14 protein-coding genes are annotated in these 15,903 nt (G+C 71.2%); 7 read left to right on the top strand and 7 right to left on the bottom strand.

From position 1 onward, the window contains the following. Positions 1-103: 103 nt before the first annotated feature. Together glyA and FO059_RS07070 are read right to left on the bottom strand one after the other, a co-directional pair. Positions 104-1,426 (bottom strand): serine hydroxymethyltransferase, encoded by a 1,323-nt coding sequence (gene glyA / locus FO059_RS07075; RefSeq protein ID WP_143907531.1) that lies wholly within the window; start codon positions 1,424-1,426, stop codon positions 104-106. 65 nt (positions 1,427-1,491) lie between these two features. After that, positions 1,492-2,703: a DUF885 domain-containing protein gene (locus FO059_RS07070; RefSeq protein ID WP_143907529.1), complete on the bottom strand. Its 1,212-nt coding sequence runs from the start codon at positions 2,701-2,703 to the stop codon at positions 1,492-1,494. A 196-nt stretch (positions 2,704-2,899) separates the two neighbouring features. Here FO059_RS07070 and coaA point away from each other — a divergent pair, with 196 nt between their 5' ends. Continuing rightward, positions 2,900-3,832, top strand: coding sequence for a type I pantothenate kinase (gene coaA / locus FO059_RS07065; RefSeq protein ID WP_143907527.1), 933 nt, complete (start codon positions 2,900-2,902; stop codon positions 3,830-3,832). 3 nt (positions 3,833-3,835) lie between these two features. Here the strand turns inward: coaA and FO059_RS07060 are convergent, their stop codons facing one another. Further along, a complete protein-coding gene (locus tag FO059_RS07060; protein ID WP_233266802.1) occupies positions 3,836-4,483 on the bottom strand; it encodes a TetR/AcrR family transcriptional regulator in 648 nt (215 codons plus the stop codon). Positions 4,484-4,748: 265 nt separating this feature from the next. Between FO059_RS07060 and FO059_RS07055 the strand changes: the two genes are divergently transcribed. From FO059_RS07055 to FO059_RS07045, 3 genes are read left to right on the top strand one after another with little or no spacing between them, the layout of a single operon-like run. Next, entirely contained in the window at positions 4,749-6,116 is a 1,368-nt protein-coding gene (locus FO059_RS07055; protein WP_199257030.1) for a flavin-containing monooxygenase, read from the top strand. Beyond that, complete coding sequence (locus tag FO059_RS07050; protein ID WP_372497934.1) at positions 6,113-7,306, top strand: serine hydrolase domain-containing protein; 1,194 nt, start codon at positions 6,113-6,115, stop codon at positions 7,304-7,306. Before FO059_RS07055 ends, FO059_RS07050 begins: the two co-directional genes overlap by 4 nt. Before the next feature lie 59 nt (positions 7,307-7,365). Then, positions 7,366-8,424, top strand: a complete 1,059-nt coding sequence (locus FO059_RS07045; RefSeq protein WP_143910525.1) for an NAD(P)-dependent alcohol dehydrogenase — start codon at positions 7,366-7,368, stop codon at positions 8,422-8,424. 28 nt (positions 8,425-8,452) lie between these two features. Here the strand turns inward: FO059_RS07045 and FO059_RS07040 are convergent, their stop codons facing one another. Continuing rightward, entirely contained in the window at positions 8,453-9,220 is a 768-nt protein-coding gene (locus tag FO059_RS07040; protein ID WP_143907524.1) for an isoprenyl transferase, read from the bottom strand. A 390-nt stretch (positions 9,221-9,610) separates the two neighbouring features. Here FO059_RS07040 and FO059_RS07035 point away from each other — a divergent pair, with 390 nt between their 5' ends. Further along, positions 9,611-10,741, top strand: a complete 1,131-nt coding sequence (locus FO059_RS07035; protein ID WP_143907522.1) for a 3-deoxy-7-phosphoheptulonate synthase — start codon at positions 9,611-9,613, stop codon at positions 10,739-10,741. Here FO059_RS07035 and FO059_RS07030 read toward each other — a convergent pair. From FO059_RS07030 to mca, 3 genes are read right to left on the bottom strand one after another with little or no spacing between them, the layout of a single operon-like run. Next, positions 10,726-12,909, bottom strand: coding sequence for a thioredoxin domain-containing protein (locus FO059_RS07030; RefSeq protein ID WP_143907520.1), 2,184 nt, complete (start codon positions 12,907-12,909; stop codon positions 10,726-10,728). The genes FO059_RS07035 and FO059_RS07030 overlap by 16 nt on opposite strands. 56 nt (positions 12,910-12,965) lie before the next feature. Next, positions 12,966-13,319, bottom strand: a complete 354-nt coding sequence (locus FO059_RS07025) for a hypothetical protein (RefSeq protein WP_143907518.1) — start codon at positions 13,317-13,319, stop codon at positions 12,966-12,968. Further along, on the bottom strand, positions 13,316-14,194 hold the full coding sequence (gene mca, locus FO059_RS07020) for a mycothiol conjugate amidase Mca (protein WP_143910524.1): 879 nt from the start codon (positions 14,192-14,194) through the stop codon (positions 13,316-13,318). The genes FO059_RS07025 and mca overlap by 4 nt, the downstream gene beginning before the upstream one ends. 271 nt (positions 14,195-14,465) lie before the next feature. Between mca and FO059_RS07015 the strand changes: the two genes are divergently transcribed. Next, positions 14,466-15,005 carry a DUF4307 domain-containing protein gene (locus tag FO059_RS07015; protein ID WP_143907516.1) on the top strand — a complete coding sequence of 180 codons (540 nt, stop codon included), beginning with the start codon at positions 14,466-14,468 and terminating at the stop codon, positions 15,003-15,005. A gap of 341 nt (positions 15,006-15,346) precedes the next feature. Next, positions 15,347-15,841 carry a transcription elongation factor GreA gene (greA, locus tag FO059_RS07010; RefSeq protein WP_143907514.1) on the top strand — a complete coding sequence of 165 codons (495 nt, stop codon included), beginning with the start codon at positions 15,347-15,349 and terminating at the stop codon, positions 15,839-15,841. Positions 15,842-15,903: the final 62 nt, after the last annotated feature.

The raw sequence follows: 15,903 nt of genomic DNA, 5'->3' as shown, positions 1-15,903 counted from the left end.
ACCCCCACAACACCCCTGCGACGCACCGCGGCCCGCACCCTGGAAACGGGTGCGGGCCGCGGGTTCGAACGCGGTTGCCGACTCCATGCGGCCGCCGCTTCGGTTACACGATCGTCCAGTCCTCGAGCCCCTCGTAGAGCGGGTAGTCCTGGGCCAGCTTGCTCACCCGGGCGCGCAGGGCCGCCACGTCGGCGCCCTTACCGGCGGCGAGGGCCGTGCCGATGATGTCGGCGACCTCGGTGAAGGCGGCCTCGTCGAAACCGCGCGAGGCGAGCGCGGGCGTGCCGATGCGCAGGCCCGAGGGGTTCATCGGCGGGCGCGGGTCGAACGGCACGGCATTGCGGTTGACGGTGATGCCGACCTCGTGCAGCAGGTCCTCGCCCTGCTGCCCGTCGAGCTCGGAGTTGCGCAGGTCCACCAGGACCAGGTGCACGTCGGTGCCGCCGGTGAGCACCGAGATGCCGTTGCCGGCCACGTCGGCGGCGCCCAGGCGCTCGGCCAGGATCTTCGAGCCGGCGAGCACCCGCTGCTGACGCTCGGCGAACTCCTCGGTGGCGGCGATTTTCAGCGCCACGGCCTTGGCGGCGATCGCGTGCATCAGCGGCCCGCCCTGCTGGCCGGGGAACACGGCCGAGTTGAGCTTCTTCGCCCACTCCTTCTTGGCCACGATCAGGCCGGACCGCGGACCGCCGAGCGTCTTGTGCACTGTGCTGGAGACGACGTCGGCGTGCGGCACCGGCGACGGGTGCAGCCCCGTGGCGACGAGGCCCGCGAAGTGCGCCATGTCCACCCACAGCTTGGCACCCACCTCGTTCGCGATCTCGCGGAACGCGGCGAAATCGAGCTGGCGCGGGTACGCGGACCAGCCGGCCACGATGACCTGCGGACGCTCCTCCAGGGCCACCTTGCGCACCTGGTCCATGTCCACCCGGTGCGTCGCCTCGTCCACCCCGTAGGCGGCGACCTGGTAGAGCTTGCCGGAGAAGTTGAGCTTCATCCCGTGGGTGAGGTGGCCGCCGTGGGCCAGGTTCATGCCCAGCAGCTTCTCGCCCGGGTTCATCAGCGCCATGAGCACGGCCGCGTTGGCCTGCGCGCCGGCGTGCGGCTGCACGTTCGCGAACTCGGCGCCGAACAGCTCCTTTGCCCGCTCGCGCGCGAGGTTCTCGACGATGTCGACGTTCTCGCAGCCGCCGTAGTACCGGCGCCCCGGGTAGCCCTCCGCGTACTTGTTGGTGAGCACGGAGCCCTGCGCCTGCAGCACCGCGCGGGGCACGAAGTTCTCCGACGCGATCATCTCGAGCGTGTCGCGCTGGCGGGCCAGCTCACCGCCCATCGCCTGCGCCACCTCGGGATCGAGCTCGGCGAGCGGGGCTGTCATGCTCGAGGCGGTGGCGGGCGAAGCTGAGCTGGACGCAGCAGTCGTCATCGAATGTGCTCCCTGATGTGGGTCATGCGGCATGGGTCGACGATCATTCTACGAGGTTGCCCTCGTCACACGGCGGCGAGCTCGGCGCGCAGGTGCGAGGGCAGCAACGGCTCGTCCAGCAGGCGGCCGAACCGCTCAGCCCCGCCGACCCCCTCGGGGCGGTCCGCCAGCCACTCGCCCAGCAGTCGGTAGCCCTCCACATAGGTGCTGATGTAGGCGCGCCACAGCGGCGAGGTGAGGAATCGCAACTGCTGTCGCGCCCGGTCGGGGGTCACCAGGGTCCACCGCTGCAGGAACGCCGCCACATCGTCCTCGGAGCGGCCGCGGTCGTGCAGCATCAGCGCCGCGTCCTGGCGCACCCCGATCAGCTGCGCGGAGGCGTCGGCGATCCTCTCGGCCTGTTCACCGGCGAAGCGCAGCCCCAGGTCAGCGAAGATCTCACGGGCCCACGCACCCCAGCCGGGACCGACGATCGCCTCCAAGGCCAGGTCTGCGAGCCCCTCCGCCATGAGGCATTGGGGGGTGTTGACCAGGAACAGCGTCTGCTCGTCCTCGCCCGCCGCCACCAGTCCGCCCTCCTTGCGGCAGTGCTCGGTGTGGTGGCCCGGGTAGGCCTCGTGGGCGATGAGATGCGGCAGGTTGGCCATGCGCTGCTTGAGGTCCGCGTTGATGGCGACTGTGGACTTGAATTCACCCAGGTAGTAGTTGAACCCGGACCAGGGCTTGTCGGTGACGATCCGGTAGTCGACGGTCTCCTGCTCCGGCAGCGGATACACCTTGCGCACCCTGTCGCGCAGCGCGGACGAGAACGCCTGGACGCACTCGTCCAGGCGCTCCGGCGGGATCTCGTCGGCCGCGCGGAACGCCTGCAAACGCTGTTCGACGCTGCCGTGCCCGTCGAGCACCTCGTCGAGCGTGCGGTGCGCCTCCCGGTAGCGGTCCTGGTCGCCCAGCCCGATCCGAACGTCGAAGTACGCCTCGACCTCGTCGACGAACCCGATCTCCTCGCCCGCGAACTTGCGCGCCGAGCATTCGAGCGCCCGCAGGTGCGCGGCGATGAAGTCGCGGCGGCGCTCCGCCAGGTCGGTGGCCGCGAGCACCTCGGCGCGCAACGCCGCCGCGGTACGCGCCAGTTCGGCGGGGTGCGGCGCCGGCTCGTCGTCCACCGCCGCCCGCAGTGCGGGGTCGCCGGTGAAGGCGTCGACGAAGCCCTCTTCGATGCGGTCGAAGCGCAGGCCCAGCAGTTGATACCGGCGGATCAGGTCGAAGGTGTCCACAGTCGCTGGAGCCTAGTCGCACCCGCCGCGGGCGCGACCCGGATCGCGCACGCCCCGCCGAAGGGTGTTGACTTACCCGCATGTACGGCGACTCGACTAGCCACCGTCTGCCATCGCCCCGGGCCCCCTACCGTGGCGGGCCCGCGCCGGAACCGCGCGCGGATGCCGCGGCCGCGTGCGCCCTGGGGGTGCTCCCGTGTCGCGGATGACCGAGCCCAGCCCGTACATCGAGTTCGACCGCCGCAGCTGGCGCGCGCTGCGAATGTCGACGCCCCAGGTGCTCACCGAGGACGACCTCTACAAGCTGCGCGGCCTGGGCGAGCAGATCGACCTCAAGGAGGTCGCGGAGGTCTATCTGCCGCTGTCGCGTCTGATCCACCTGCAGGTGGCGGCGCGCCAGCGACTGTTCGCCGCGACGGCGACGTTCCTCGGCGAGAAACACCCGGAGCGCCAGGTGCCGTTCATCATCGGCGTCGCCGGCAGCGTCGCCGTCGGCAAGTCCACCACCGCCCGCGTGCTGCAGGCGCTGCTGGCACGCTGGGACACCCATCCGCGCGTGGACCTGGTGACCACGGACGGGTTCCTGCACTCCACAAGGGAGCTGGTGCGGCGGGGCATCATGCACCGCAAGGGCTTTCCCGAAAGCTACGACCGCAGGGCGCTGCTGCGGTTCGTCACCGAGGTCAAGTCGGGTGCGCGCGAGGTTGCGGCGCCCGTGTACTCGCACATCTCCTACGACATCGTCCCCGGCGAGAAGCAGGTGGTCCGCCAGCCGGACATCCTGATCCTCGAGGGCCTCAACGTGCTCCAGACCGGGCCGCGGCTGATGGTCTCCGACCTGTTCGACTTCTCGATCTACGTGGACGCGCGCATCGAGAACATCGAGAACTGGTACGTCAAGCGCTTCCTGGCACTGCGCGGCACCGCCTTCGCCGACCCGGAGGCGCACTTCCACCACTACTCGCAGCTGTCCGACGAGCACGCGACGATCGCCGCCCAGGAGATCTGGCACACCACCAACCGGCCGAACCTGGTGGAGAACATCCTGCCGACCCGCCCACGCGCCACGCTGGTGCTGCGCAAGGACGCCGACCACTCGATCAACAGGGTGCGCCTGCGCAAGCTCTGACGCTCAGCCGGGGGCCCGAAGTGCGGGAAACCAGATGTCCGCGAGGATCTCCGCGGCGGCGTGCCCGGTGAACTCGATGGTCCCCTGCACCGCGGAGCGGGTGAAGTACCGCTCGAGCTGGGTCACCAGCAGCTCCACGCGGAACCGCGCCTCGTCCCGCCTGCCCTCCGGCCACCGGGCGAGGTAGCGCGGCATGGCGGCGGTGAGTTCCACGATGGACCGGCGCCCGATGGCCTGGAACCCGGGCTCCGCGGCCAGCGCCTCGTCCCAGGCGGGCAAGATCTCACGGTTGCGGTCGAACCAGTCGAGCGCCCGCACCACCCACCCGACGAATTCGGCGCGCGAGCCGGTCTCGAGCACCGCGTCGAGCTCGCGGTAGACGCCGGCCGCGCGCTCCTGCATGGTCTCCGCGCTGATCCTGGCGAGCACGTCCATCTTGTTGGTGAAGTGCAGGTAGAAGGTGGCACGGCTGCACCCGACCGCGCGGGTGATGTCGTCCACCGTGACGGTGGTGTAGCCGCGCGCCACGAACAGCTCCCGCGCCGCCGCGAGCAGGGCCATGCGGGTGCGCAGCTTCTGCTCCTCACGCAGCGTGCGCGGCCTGCCGCCCTCGTTCCCGTGTTGTCGTACGGCGCCCGCCTGTTCCGGCACGCCACCACCTCCGCTCGCCTGTCGTTGTTCTTGCGCCGCGTTGGGTGGACATTTGGTCGATTTTCCGCCGAGTTCCAGCCAAAAGTCCACCAAACGCCGGGGGCGCACCGCCGCACGATCCCGACCCGCACGGCACCGAGCACCCGTGCGCCGACTCTACAAACCGACCAGTCACTAGACACGGCGTCAGTGAAGCAGTATATGTGAACTGGGTCATAGACGCTCGGCGCGCACTTCCGCGGGAGCGACGAGAGAGGACGGATCAGTGACGACGGACTTCCGGCCGGCATTCCCCGGCAACGCGGCATCGGATCGCACCGTGTGCATCATCGGAGCGGGGTGCTCCGGGTTCACCACGGCCAAGCGGCTCAAGGACTACGGCATCGCCTACGACTGCTTCGAGATGTCCGACGACGTGGGCGGCAACTGGTACTACAACAACCCCAACGGCAAGTCGGCCTGCTACCAGTCGCTGCACATCGACACCTCCACCACCCGGCTGGAGTTCGAGGAGTTCCCCGCCGACCCGGACTGGCCGGACTTCCCGCACCACTCCTTGATGCACCAGTACTTCCGCGACTACGTCGACCACTTCGGGCTTCGCGAGACCATCACGTTCAACACGGCCGTCGAACATGCCGCGCGCCGCCCCGGCGGCGGCTGGGACGTCCGCCTGAGCACCGGAGAGACGCGCACCTACGACTCGCTCGTGGTCGCCAACGGCCACCACTGGAACCCCCGGTTCCCCGACTACCCCGGCACCTTCGACGGCACCATCATCCACAGCCACGACTACCGCAGCCCGTTCGAACCGGTGGACATGCACGGCAAGCGCGTCATCGTGGTGGGCATGGGCAACTCCGGGCTGGACGTGGCCTCCGAGCTGTCCAACCGCACCGTCGCGGAGCACGTGTGGGTCTCCGCGCGGCGCGGCGTGTGGGTGCTGTCGAAGTACCGCGCCGGCAAGCCGGCCGACAAGATGATGATGCCGCCGTGGATGCCGAAAAAGCTGGGGCTCAAAATCTCCCGGCGCGCCATTCGCAAGATCGTCGGCAACATGGAGGACTACGGGCTGCCCGCCCCCGACCACGAACCGCTTTCCGCGCACCCGTCCGTGAGCATCGACTTCCTGGAGAAGTCCGGCTCGGGCGACCTCACCTGCGTAACCGCCATCGAGCGACTCGACGGCGATGCGGTGGTCCTCACCGATGGTCAGCGCATCGAGGCCGACGTCATCGTCTGCGCCACCGGCTATCAGATGACGTTCCCGTTCTTCGACACGCCGGACCTGCAGCCGGATTCCGAACACCGGTATCCGCTGTTCAAGCGCATCATGAAGCCGGGCGTGGACGACCTGTACTACGCGGGCCTGGCCCAGTCGTCGCCCACGATCGTCAACCTGGCCGAACAGCAGAGCAAGCTCATCGCCAAACACCTCAAGGGCATGTACCGGCTGCCGTCCGAGGCGAAGATGCACGAGCTGATCGTCCACGACGAGCACAAGCACCTGGGCCAGTACTACGACGCGCCCCGGCACACCATCCAGATCGACTTCGCGCGGTACGCGCGCGACCTGCACGCCGAGATCGAGTCCGGCGAGCAGCGGGCCGGCGCACTGGCGGAGGCACGGTGAGCGGCGCCGCGCGGACCGCCCGGCAGCCCGGGAGCCCGGTGCTGGCGGGGACGTGCGCCCGGGGGTTCGAGGGCGTGCGCGAGCTGCTGGGGCACAACCTGGCGACGGGCGTGGAGCTGGGCGCCTCGCTCTGCGTGATGCGCGGCGAGGAGGTGGTCGTCGACCTGTGGGGCGGCACCGCCGACGCCGCGACCGGCAGGCCCTGGACGCGGGACACCGTCGTCAACACCTACTCGCTGACGAAGACAGCGACGGCGCTGTGCGCGCTGCTGCTGGTCGATCGCGGCCTGCTCGACCCGGACGCTCCGGTGGCCGATTACTGGCCGGAGTTCGCCGCCGCCGGCAAAGGCCCGTCCGGGCCGGACACCGTGCTGGTCCGCCACGTCCTGGGGCATACCAGCGGCATGTCCGGCTGGGACCGGGCGATGGCGGTGGACGATCTCTACGACGGCCCGTCCGCCGCCGATCTGCTGGCCAGGCAGGAGCCGTGGTGGACGCCGGGCGACGGGTCGGGATACCACGCCATGTCGTTCGGCACTCTCGTCGGAGAGCTGGTCCGCCGCATCACCGGCCGGTCGCTCGGCGAGTTCCTCGCCGCCGAGGTCGCCGGCCCTCTCGGCGCCGACTACTGGATCGGCGCGCCCCGCGAGCTCCGCGACGACCCCGCACGCGTCGCGTCGATGGTGGCGCCCCCGCCGAGCGGGTTCGACTACGCCTCCTTCCCTGCGGACAGCATCCTGCGGCGCACCCTGACGAACCCCGCTTTCAGTCCGGCACTGACCACCGACGACGCCTTCCTGGCCGCCGAGCTCGGCGGCGCAAACGGTCAGGGCAACGCGCGGTCGGTGGCGCTCCTGCAGTCGGTCGTGGCCTGCGGCGGAACGACGCGCGGGCGCCGGTTCCTCGCGCCGGAGACCCTCGACCGGATCTTCGAGGTCCAGGCAGACGGGCCCGACAGGGTCCTGGGCGTCCCCGTGCGCTTCGGCCTGGGCTGGGGGCTGCCGAGCCCGTCGATGCCCGGCGTGCGTCCCGGGCGGGTGTGCTGGTGGACCGGCTTCGGCGGTTCGGTCGTCTCCGCCGACGCCGACCGCGGCATCACCGTCGCCTACGTCATGAACCGGATGGGCCCCGGCCTCATCGGCGCGCCGCGCCCCAACGCCTACCTCGACGCCGTCTACGAGTCGCTGTGAACGGCACCCCTGTGAACGGAGAACCCATGACGAACAACGCCACGGCGCCCGGCCCGACGATGCGCGCATTGCAGGTGACGGCGCCGGGCACGCTCGAGCTGCGCGAGGTCCCGCTGCCGGCCCCCGGCCCGGGCGAACTGCTGGTGCGGGTCTCGGCCGCAGGCATCTGCCACTCGGATCTGCACGTGCTGCACGCGGATTGGCAACGACCGGAGCCGATGACCCTCGGCCACGAGATCGCCGGCACCGTCGCCGCCGTGGGCACGGATACCGAGGCCGGTTCCGCGGCGCCCGGCACCGCACCGGTCGGCACTGCGGGGGTCGTGTACCTGTGTTGGTCGTGCGGGACGTGCCGCGAGTGCACCGCCGGCCGGCAGAACCTGTGCCTGGCCGCCGGCCGCTTCGCCATGCCGCCGTGCCCGGGGCTGATGGGACACGACGGCGGTATGGCCGAGTACGTGGTGGTGCCGACGGCGGCGTTCGTCCCCACGGACATCGAGCCCGCGCAGGCCGCTCCGCTGGCCGACGCGGCCCTGACGAGCTACCACGCCATCGACGGCGCCCGCGAGCACCTGCGCCCGGGCGGCACCGCGGTGGTGATCGGCGTCGGCGGCCTCGGACACATCGCAGTGCAGATCCTGCGCGCGGTCAGCCCGGTGCGCGTGATCGCCGTCGACGTCGCCCGGGACAAGCTCGACGCCGCGGCGCGGCTCGGCGCGGAGGTCGTGCTCACGGCCGACGACGCCGCGGCGGAGAAGATCCTGCGGCTCACCGGCGGCCGCGGCGCGGACGCGGTGTTCGACTTCGTCGGCGTCGACGCGACCGCGCAGCTGTCGGTGCGTGCGGTGGCGCCGGGCGGCGCCTACCGGATGGTGGGGCTCGGCGGCGGCGTCCCCGGCATCGCCGCCGACGGCGCGATCGGTGACGCCTGGCCATGGGGCGCGAGCATCAAGAAGTCCTACGCCGGGACCCGCAATGATCTCGTCGACTCGCTGGCGCTCGCCGCGGCGGGCACCATCCACGCGGAGGTCGAGACGTTCCCGCTCGCCGAGGGTCCCGCGGTGTTCGAGCGCCTGGAACGCGGCGGGATCCTGGGCCGGGCGGTACTGATCCCGTGAGGACGCACCGCCCGCCCGGCGGCCGTCGTCAGACCCCGTACCGGCGGTGGCGCGCGGAATAGTCGCGCAGGGCGCGCAGGAAGTCGACGCGGCGGAACTCCGGCCAGTACACCTCGGTGAACCAGATCTCCGAATACGCGCTCTGCCACAGCAGGAAACCGGATAGGCGCTGCTCCCCCGAGGTGCGGATCAGCAGGTCGGGGTCCGGCTGGCCGGAGGTGTAGAGGTGGGCGCCGATGGCGTCCGGGGTGATCGAATCCACCAGCTGCTCGCCGCTCGCGCCGTCCGCGAGCTCCTTGCGCAGCAACGACTTCACGGCATAGCAGATCTCCTGCCGGCCGCCGTATCCCACGGCGATGTTCACCTGCGTGCCCGTTCGGCCCTCCGTGCGCTCCGACGCCGCCCGCAGCTGCTTGGCGCGGTCGTCCGGCAGCAGCTCGAGGGCCCCGACGATGCACACCCGCCAGTTGCGATCCGGACCGGAGAGCTCGTCCACCACGTCGGTGATGATCTCGAAGAGCACCTCGAGCTCGGCCGGGTCACGGTTGAGGTTCTCGGTGGAGAGCAGGTAGATGGTGGCCATGTCGATGCCCGCCAGGTCGCACCAGCCGAGCATCTCGGCGATCTTGCGCGCCCCCATGCGGTGCCCGTGGCTGATGTCGTCGAAGCCGTTCTCGCGGGCCCACCGGCGATTGCCGTCGCACACCACTCCGACATGCCGCGGCCGTGGCCTGCCCTCGAGCCCTCGGCGCAGATGCTGCTCATAGAGCCGGTACAGCGGGTTGCGCACGTTCACCGCCTATTCGTCGATGCACCGGCCGGGCTGTCCGCGGGCCCGGTCCGCCCGCGCTGAGCCTACGCCCCGCCGTGCGTGACGCCGTACCTGGACACGGGGCGGCGTACGCGGGTTCTCCGCGCGGCGGCACCACGGGCCGACGCCGCGATCTGCGCTTCTGGTACCGTCGTCGGCGTGATCAGTCGACTCAGCGCACGCGCCTATTGGCGCTTTACCACGGCTCCGGATGGGGCCGTTGGTCGCGCACGCTGATCAACTTCCGCATCCGGAGCCCAAGGCAGAGACCTCGAGGTCTCTGCCTTTCGTCGTGAAAGACGGGCTTCCGGACCGGATCGCGGACGGGGCCCGCTCCGCAGAGCAGTTCCCTCACCACACCGAAAGGCCCTGACCGTGACCACGATCCTCGACACCCCCGCCGGCGCCGCGAGCACCACCGACCGCAACGTGGCCGGCTTCGACCACCTGCCCACGCCGCGCGAGCTCGTGGGCGCGCAGCCCCTGGGCGCGGACCGGGCCCGCCTGGTGGAGCGCAGCCGCGACGAGATCGCCCGCGTGCTCGACGGCACCGACGACCGCGTCCTGCTCGTCGTCGGTCCGTGCTCCGTGCACGACCCCGACGCGGCCCGCGACTACGCCGCCCGGCTCGCCGCGGTGGCCCGCGAGGTCCGCGACGACGTCCTCGTGGTGATGCGCGTGTACTTCGAGAAGCCGCGCACCACCACCGGGTGGAAGGGTCTGATCAACGACCCCGGCCTGGACGAGACGTTCGACGTGCCGCGCGGCCTGCGCGTGGCACGCGATCTGCTTCTGGACGTGCTCGACGAGGGGCTGCCGGTGGGCTGCGAGTTCCTCGAGCCCATCAGCCCCCAGTACATCGCCGACGCCGTCTCGTGGGGCGCCATCGGCGCCCGGACCACCGAGAGCCAGGTGCACCGCCAGCTCGCGTCGGGGTTGTCGATGCCCATCGGGTTCAAGAACGCCACCGACGGCAACGTGCAGGTGGCCGTCGACGGCTGCGGCGCCGCCCGCGCGCCGCACGTGTTCTTCGGCAGCACCGAGGAGGGCCGCACCGCGATCGTCCGCACCCGCGGCAACGCCGAGGGCCACGTGATCCTGCGCGGCGGGCGCGGCGGCAGCAACTTCGCTCCGGCCGACGTGTCGGGGGCGGTCGAGCGGTTGCGGGCCGCCGGGCTCGCCGAGCGGGTCATGATCGACGCGAGCCACGCCAACAGCGGCAAGGACGACGTGCGCCAGGTGGCGGTGGCCCGCGAGATCGCCGGCCGGATCGCGGCCGGCGAGGACGCGATCGCCGCCGTCATGCTCGAGAGTTTCATCGAGGCCGGCAACCAGGGCCTCGACGCCGATCCGCTCGTCTACGGCAAGTCGGTCACCGACAAGTGCATGGCGTGGGGCGACACGGCCGACCTGCTCCGCGAGTTCGCCGCAGCAGTGCGCGCCGCGCGGGAGCTCCGCGGTGCCACCGCCGACGGCGCCCCGTCCGCCGGTCAGATGAACGTCTGACCGGGGTCGGTGCCCGGCGGCGGGAACAGCATGCGGTCCACCCCCGCGTCGGCCCGGTGTGCGGCGGCGTCGCGGTCGAGGGCCGGGCCGCGCAGCGATGACTCGAGCAGGCCCCGCAGCTCCGCCTCCGACGTGGACGGCCTGTCGCACACGAAGTGACGGCACACGTACGCCGTCGCCTGGTCGCGCAGCAGCGGGCGGTCGGCCAGAAGGGGCGTGGAGTCACGCGGGCCGCCCACCACCACGGCGCCGCCGGGGGCGAGACGCCGGGCCAGCCGCACCAGCGCGCCGTCTCCCGGCGCGTGCGCGATGGCCACCTGCAGCGGCCCGTGCTCGGCGGCTTCGGCCACGGCCAACCAGTTCCCCGCCGACCGCGGCGCCCGTTCGAGCAGCACACCGGCCCTGTTGATCGATGCCTCCGCGGCCGTCCGGTACCCCGCGGCGGAGCCCGCATCGGCCAGGGCGGAGGCCGTCAGCAGCGCGTCGGTGATGGCCGAGGCGCCCGACGGGGTGGCGCCGTCCACCGGGTCGCGCGGCCGGTGCACCAGCGTCTCCGCGTCGGCGGCGGTGTCGAACCAGCTGCCCGGCGATTCCGAGTCGACGAACAGGTCCACGGCGGTGTCGATGAGGTCCTGCGCCTCGGTGAGCCATTCTTGCGCGCCCGTGGCGCAGTGCAGCGCCAACAGCCCCGACGCCAGGTACGCATAGTCCTCCAGCACCGCGTCGGCCTCCCCCACACGGCCGCCCAGCGACGACCGGCGCAACCGGCCGTCCACCTTGTGCGTGCCCAACAGCAGCCGGGCGCAGTCCTCCGCCGCCGTCAACCACGCGTCCTCCGCGGAGTCCCCGGCCGAAGCCACCGGGTCCGCCTCGACGCCGTCGATGCCCGGCACCTCGTTTGCGCGCCACATCCATGCTTCGACGAGCGCCAGGATCGCCATGCCGTTCCACGCCGTGACCACCTTGTCGTCGCGGCCCGGCTGCGGCCGGCCGTCGCGGGCGCGCAGCAGAGCTTCGCGCACGCCGGCCCAACGCGCCGCGTCGTCCGGGTCGTCGCGCAGCTGCAGCACCGAGGCGCCCGCGTCGAAGGTTCCGGACTCGGTGACGCCCAGCAGCTTGGCCGCCCACGCCCCGTCGTCGTCCCCCACTGCGGCCGCAAGCTCGTCGGGCGTCCAGACGTAGGTGGCGCCCTCGACCCCGTCGGTGTCGGCGTCCAGCGCCGAGGCGAACCCGCCGTTCTCCGTACGTAGGTCGCGTAGCAGGAACTCCGCGCACTGGACCGCCACGCGCCCGGCCGCCGCCGACGCCGTCCGCCGGGCAAGGTGCGCGTACACGCGCAGCAGCAGCGCGTTGTCGTAGAGCATCTTCTCGAAGTGCGGCACCACCCATGCCGGGTCCACCGAGTACCGCGCGAAGCCGCCGGCGAGCTGGTCGTGGATGCCGCCGCGCGCCATGGCGTCGGCCGCGCGGCGCACCGCGTGCAGCGCCTGCGCCGCGCCCGTGCGCTCGTGGTGGCGCAGCAACCCCTCCATCAGGGCGCTGGGCGGGAACTTGGGCGCGCCGCCGAACGCCCCGTGCACGGTGTCCTCGTCCTCCAGGACCGCGGCCACCGCGTCGTCGAGCAGCGCCGCGTCCACCGGCCTGGTGCCGTCGGGCAGCACCTGCGCCGCCGCCTGCAGGTGCTCCACCACCGAGGCGGCCGCGGTGCGCACGTCGTCGCGGCGGGTGGCCCACGTGTCGCTGATGGCGGTGAGAAGCTGCACGAAACCGGGCATGCCGCCGCGCGGCGCCGGCGGGTAGTAGGTGCCCGCGTAGAACGGCGCAGCGTCGTCGGGGGTGAGGAAGCACGTCATGGGCCAGCCGCCCTGCCCCGTCAGGGCGACGGTGGCGTTCATGTACACCGCGTCCAGGTCGGGGCGCTCCTCGCGGTCCACCTTGATGCACACAAAGTTCTCGTTCATCACCTGCGCCACCGCCGGGTCCTCGAAGGACTCATGCGCCATCACATGGCACCAGTGACACGACGAGTACCCGATGGACAGCAGTACGGGGACGTCGCGTTCGCGGGCCTCGGCGAACGGGGCGTCACCCCACTGCCGCCAGTGCACCGGGTTGCCGGCGTGCTGACGCAGATACGGGGAGGTGGCGTCGGCCAGTTCGTTGGTCATGCCTCCACGCTAGGCCGCGTGGCCAGACGCGGGGGCGGGATCGGACCGCCGCCGGGCTACGACCCCTGTTTTCCGGGGCCGTCGGTCGGCACGGACCCGTCGCCGGCCGGCTTCCCGTCCGGTCCCACCGAGCCGTCGTCGTCGGGACCGCCTGCAGCGGAGTCGCCGCCGTCGCTGTTCCCCGCGTCGCCCCCGTCGTCGGTGTCGAACGACTCCGGCACCTTCTTGAGGTGACGGTTCATCGACCGGACGAGAAAGACGATGCCCACCAGCAGCGCCAGGATGAGCAGCAGGCCCAGCGGCGACGCCTTGCCGAACTCCGCGCCCCGGCCACCGGTCAGATCCTTGTTTCCCCAGTCCGCCAGAATGACGGCGCCCTGCGCCGCGGCCAGGGAGACCACGCCGGTCACAGCTCGACCTCCCCGTCCAGCCCGGCGAACAGGTCGCTCTCGGGGATTTTCGTCCGCACGGTGGTCTTGGCCAGCTCGAACTCCTCGGTGGGCCACACCCGCTGCTGCATCTCCAGCGGCACAGCGAAGAAGTTGCCGTTGGGGTCGATCTGGGTGGCGTGCGCGATCAGTGCCTTGTCGCGGTGCGGGAAGTACTCGGCGCACTCGACCTGCGTGGTGACGCGGGCCATCAGATCGCCCTGCTCGGTCTTCCACCGGTCCAGCCACGCCGCGAACGGGTTGGTCTTGCCGGCCGCTTCCATGGCCTCGCTGAACAGCTCCAGGCGTTTGCGGATGAACCCGTGGGTGTAATAGACCTTGCTGATCTGCCAGGGCTCACCGGCGTCCGGGAACGCCTCGGGGTCGGCGGCCGCCTCGAAGGCCGCCATCGACACCTCGTGGCACCGGATGTGATCCGGATGCGGGTAGCCCCCGTTCTCGTCGTAGGTGATCATCACGTGCGGCCGGAAGGCGCGGATCTCCCGGACCAGGGCCTCGGTGGGGACCTCGAGCGGTTCGACCGCGAAGCACCCCTCCGGCAGCGGCGGGAGCGGGTCGCCCTGCGGCAGCCCCGAGTCGACGAAGCCCAGCCACGTCTGCCGCACGCCCAGGGTTGCGGCTGCAGCGGCCATCTCCTCGCGCCGTACCTCCGGCATCCGGTCGCGGACCCCCTCCACGTCCATGGCGGGGTTGAGGATGTCGCCGCGTTCACCGCCGGTCAGGGTGACCACCAGGACGTCGTTGCCCTCGGCGGCGTACTTCGCCATGGTCGCCGCGCCTTTGCTCGACTCGTCGTCGGGGTGGGCATGCACCGCCATGAGCCGGTAGGAGCTCACTGGAATCTTCACCTCGAAATCTGTGCGGACCGGAACGTTGGTCGGACGGAATGCACGCACGCGCCCGGGGGCCGTTTCCGGTGGCGGCCCCGCGGCATCGGCATCCACTCCCGCGAATACCACATGCACCCTCTCCATGGTCCCATCCCCACCGGGGCGCCCGCCACCGGCCCACCCCCTGTGACCCGCGTCTACCTCGGCCGCCCTGCGGCGGCTCCCCCATCCGGGATCATGGTAAGAACGGTCTGACATGAATGCTGAGGACGGGGCCATGAACTCGACCGATGGGAACTCGACCCACGGGAACTCGACCCACGGGAACGCGACCGGCGAGAACGCGACCCACGGGAACGCGACCGGCGAGAACGCGACCGGCGCTGCGCCGGGTTCCGCCCGCTATGAGACCAACCGGCTTTCCCCCAAGGGGCGCAAGGCCGTACTAGTCATACTCGTGGCGATCGTGGTCCTGCTGGGCGCGGGTGCCGCGTACTCCTATTACAAGTCGCTCGGCAGCACCGACCTGGAAGGTCAGGCCATCCGGTACGAGGCGTTGGACGACACGGAGATGGCCGCCGACATCTCGCTGACCCGCGACGACCCCTCCGAAGCTGCCATGTGCGTGATCCGCGCGCGCGACCGGGAGGGCTTCGAGGTGGCGCGCCGCGAGGTCTACTTCCCTCCCACCGGGTTCGACTCGACCGTCGTCACCACCAAGCTGCGCACCTCCTCGCTGGGAGGCGTGGTGGACGTGTACGGCTGCACCTACGAAGTGCCCGCCTACCTGGGCACGGACACGCCGCCGGGGAGTTGATGCGCAGGCGATGACGTGGCCGTCCGCGCCGGTGCGGACGCCAGGCCCCTATCCGGACCGCCCGTACGACGACGCGGCGGCCCGGCGTACCGGCGGATTCGTTTACGCCGCCTGTTTCGGTGGTACATTGATTGCGTACACGGCTCCAGGCGAGTCGTGTACTGCTGCATTGGCAGCTGCACGCGATGCGGCTGCCGGGGCGGCGCCGTACGAGACGGCGCCTTCCCCGACACCGAACCGATCCCCGTGGCGGACTCCGGCCGCCACGGGTCGAGGCCGTTCGGGCGACCGGCGATACGGCCGCCCCGTCCACGGCCACGAACGACCATGGAGCGACCGACATGACTGATACGCAGGAGACCTGGCTCACCCAGGAGTCGTACGACCGGCTCAAGGCGGAACTGGATGGCCTCGTCGCGAATCGTCCCGTGATCGCCGCCGAGATCAACGAACGCCGTGAAGAAGGCGACCTCAAGGAGAACGGCGGCTACCACGCGGCCCGCGAGGAGCAGGGCCAGCAGGAGGCGCGCATCCGCCAGCTGCAGGAGCTGCTCGGCAACGCCAACGTGGGGGTGGCCCCCACCAAGTCGGGTGTCGCGCTCCCCGGCTCCGTCGTCGAGGTCTACTACGGCGACGACGATTCCGATACGGAGAAGTTCCTCATCGCCACCCGCGAGGAGGCCTCCGCAGAGGACGAGATGCAGATCTACTCCCCCAGCTCCCCGCTGGGCGGCGCCCTCATCGACGCCAAGGTCGGCGAGACCCGCGAGTACCTCGTACCCAGCGGGAAGACGATGAAGGTCACGCTGGTGAGCGCGGAGCCCTACAGGGGCTGACCCGAGTTTCCGACGGCCGCCCGCACCACGTGGTGCGGGCGGCCGTCGTTTCGGCGATCCTC

Origin of the sequence: Tomitella fengzijianii (genome assembly GCF_007559025.1) — a bacterium.
Classification (GTDB): Bacteria; Actinomycetota; Actinomycetes; order Mycobacteriales; family Mycobacteriaceae; genus Tomitella; species Tomitella fengzijianii.
This window is presented reverse-complemented; position numbering and strand designations above follow the sequence as displayed.

Excerpts from the sequence above, each read along its gene's own strand:
- glyA (WP_143907531.1), bottom strand. The coding sequence starts at position 1,426 with ATGACGACTGCTGCGTCCAGCTCAGCTTCGCCCGCCACCGCCTCGAGC.
- FO059_RS07045 (WP_143910525.1), top strand. The coding sequence starts at position 7,366 with ATGCGCGCATTGCAGGTGACGGCGCCGGGCACGCTCGAGCTGCGCGAG.
- FO059_RS07030 (WP_143907520.1), bottom strand. The coding sequence starts at position 12,909 with ATGACCAACGAACTGGCCGACGCCACCTCCCCGTATCTGCGTCAGCAC.
- FO059_RS07015 (WP_143907516.1), top strand. The coding sequence starts at position 14,466 with ATGAACTCGACCGATGGGAACTCGACCCACGGGAACTCGACCCACGGG.
- greA (WP_143907514.1), top strand. The coding sequence starts at position 15,347 with ATGACTGATACGCAGGAGACCTGGCTCACCCAGGAGTCGTACGACCGG.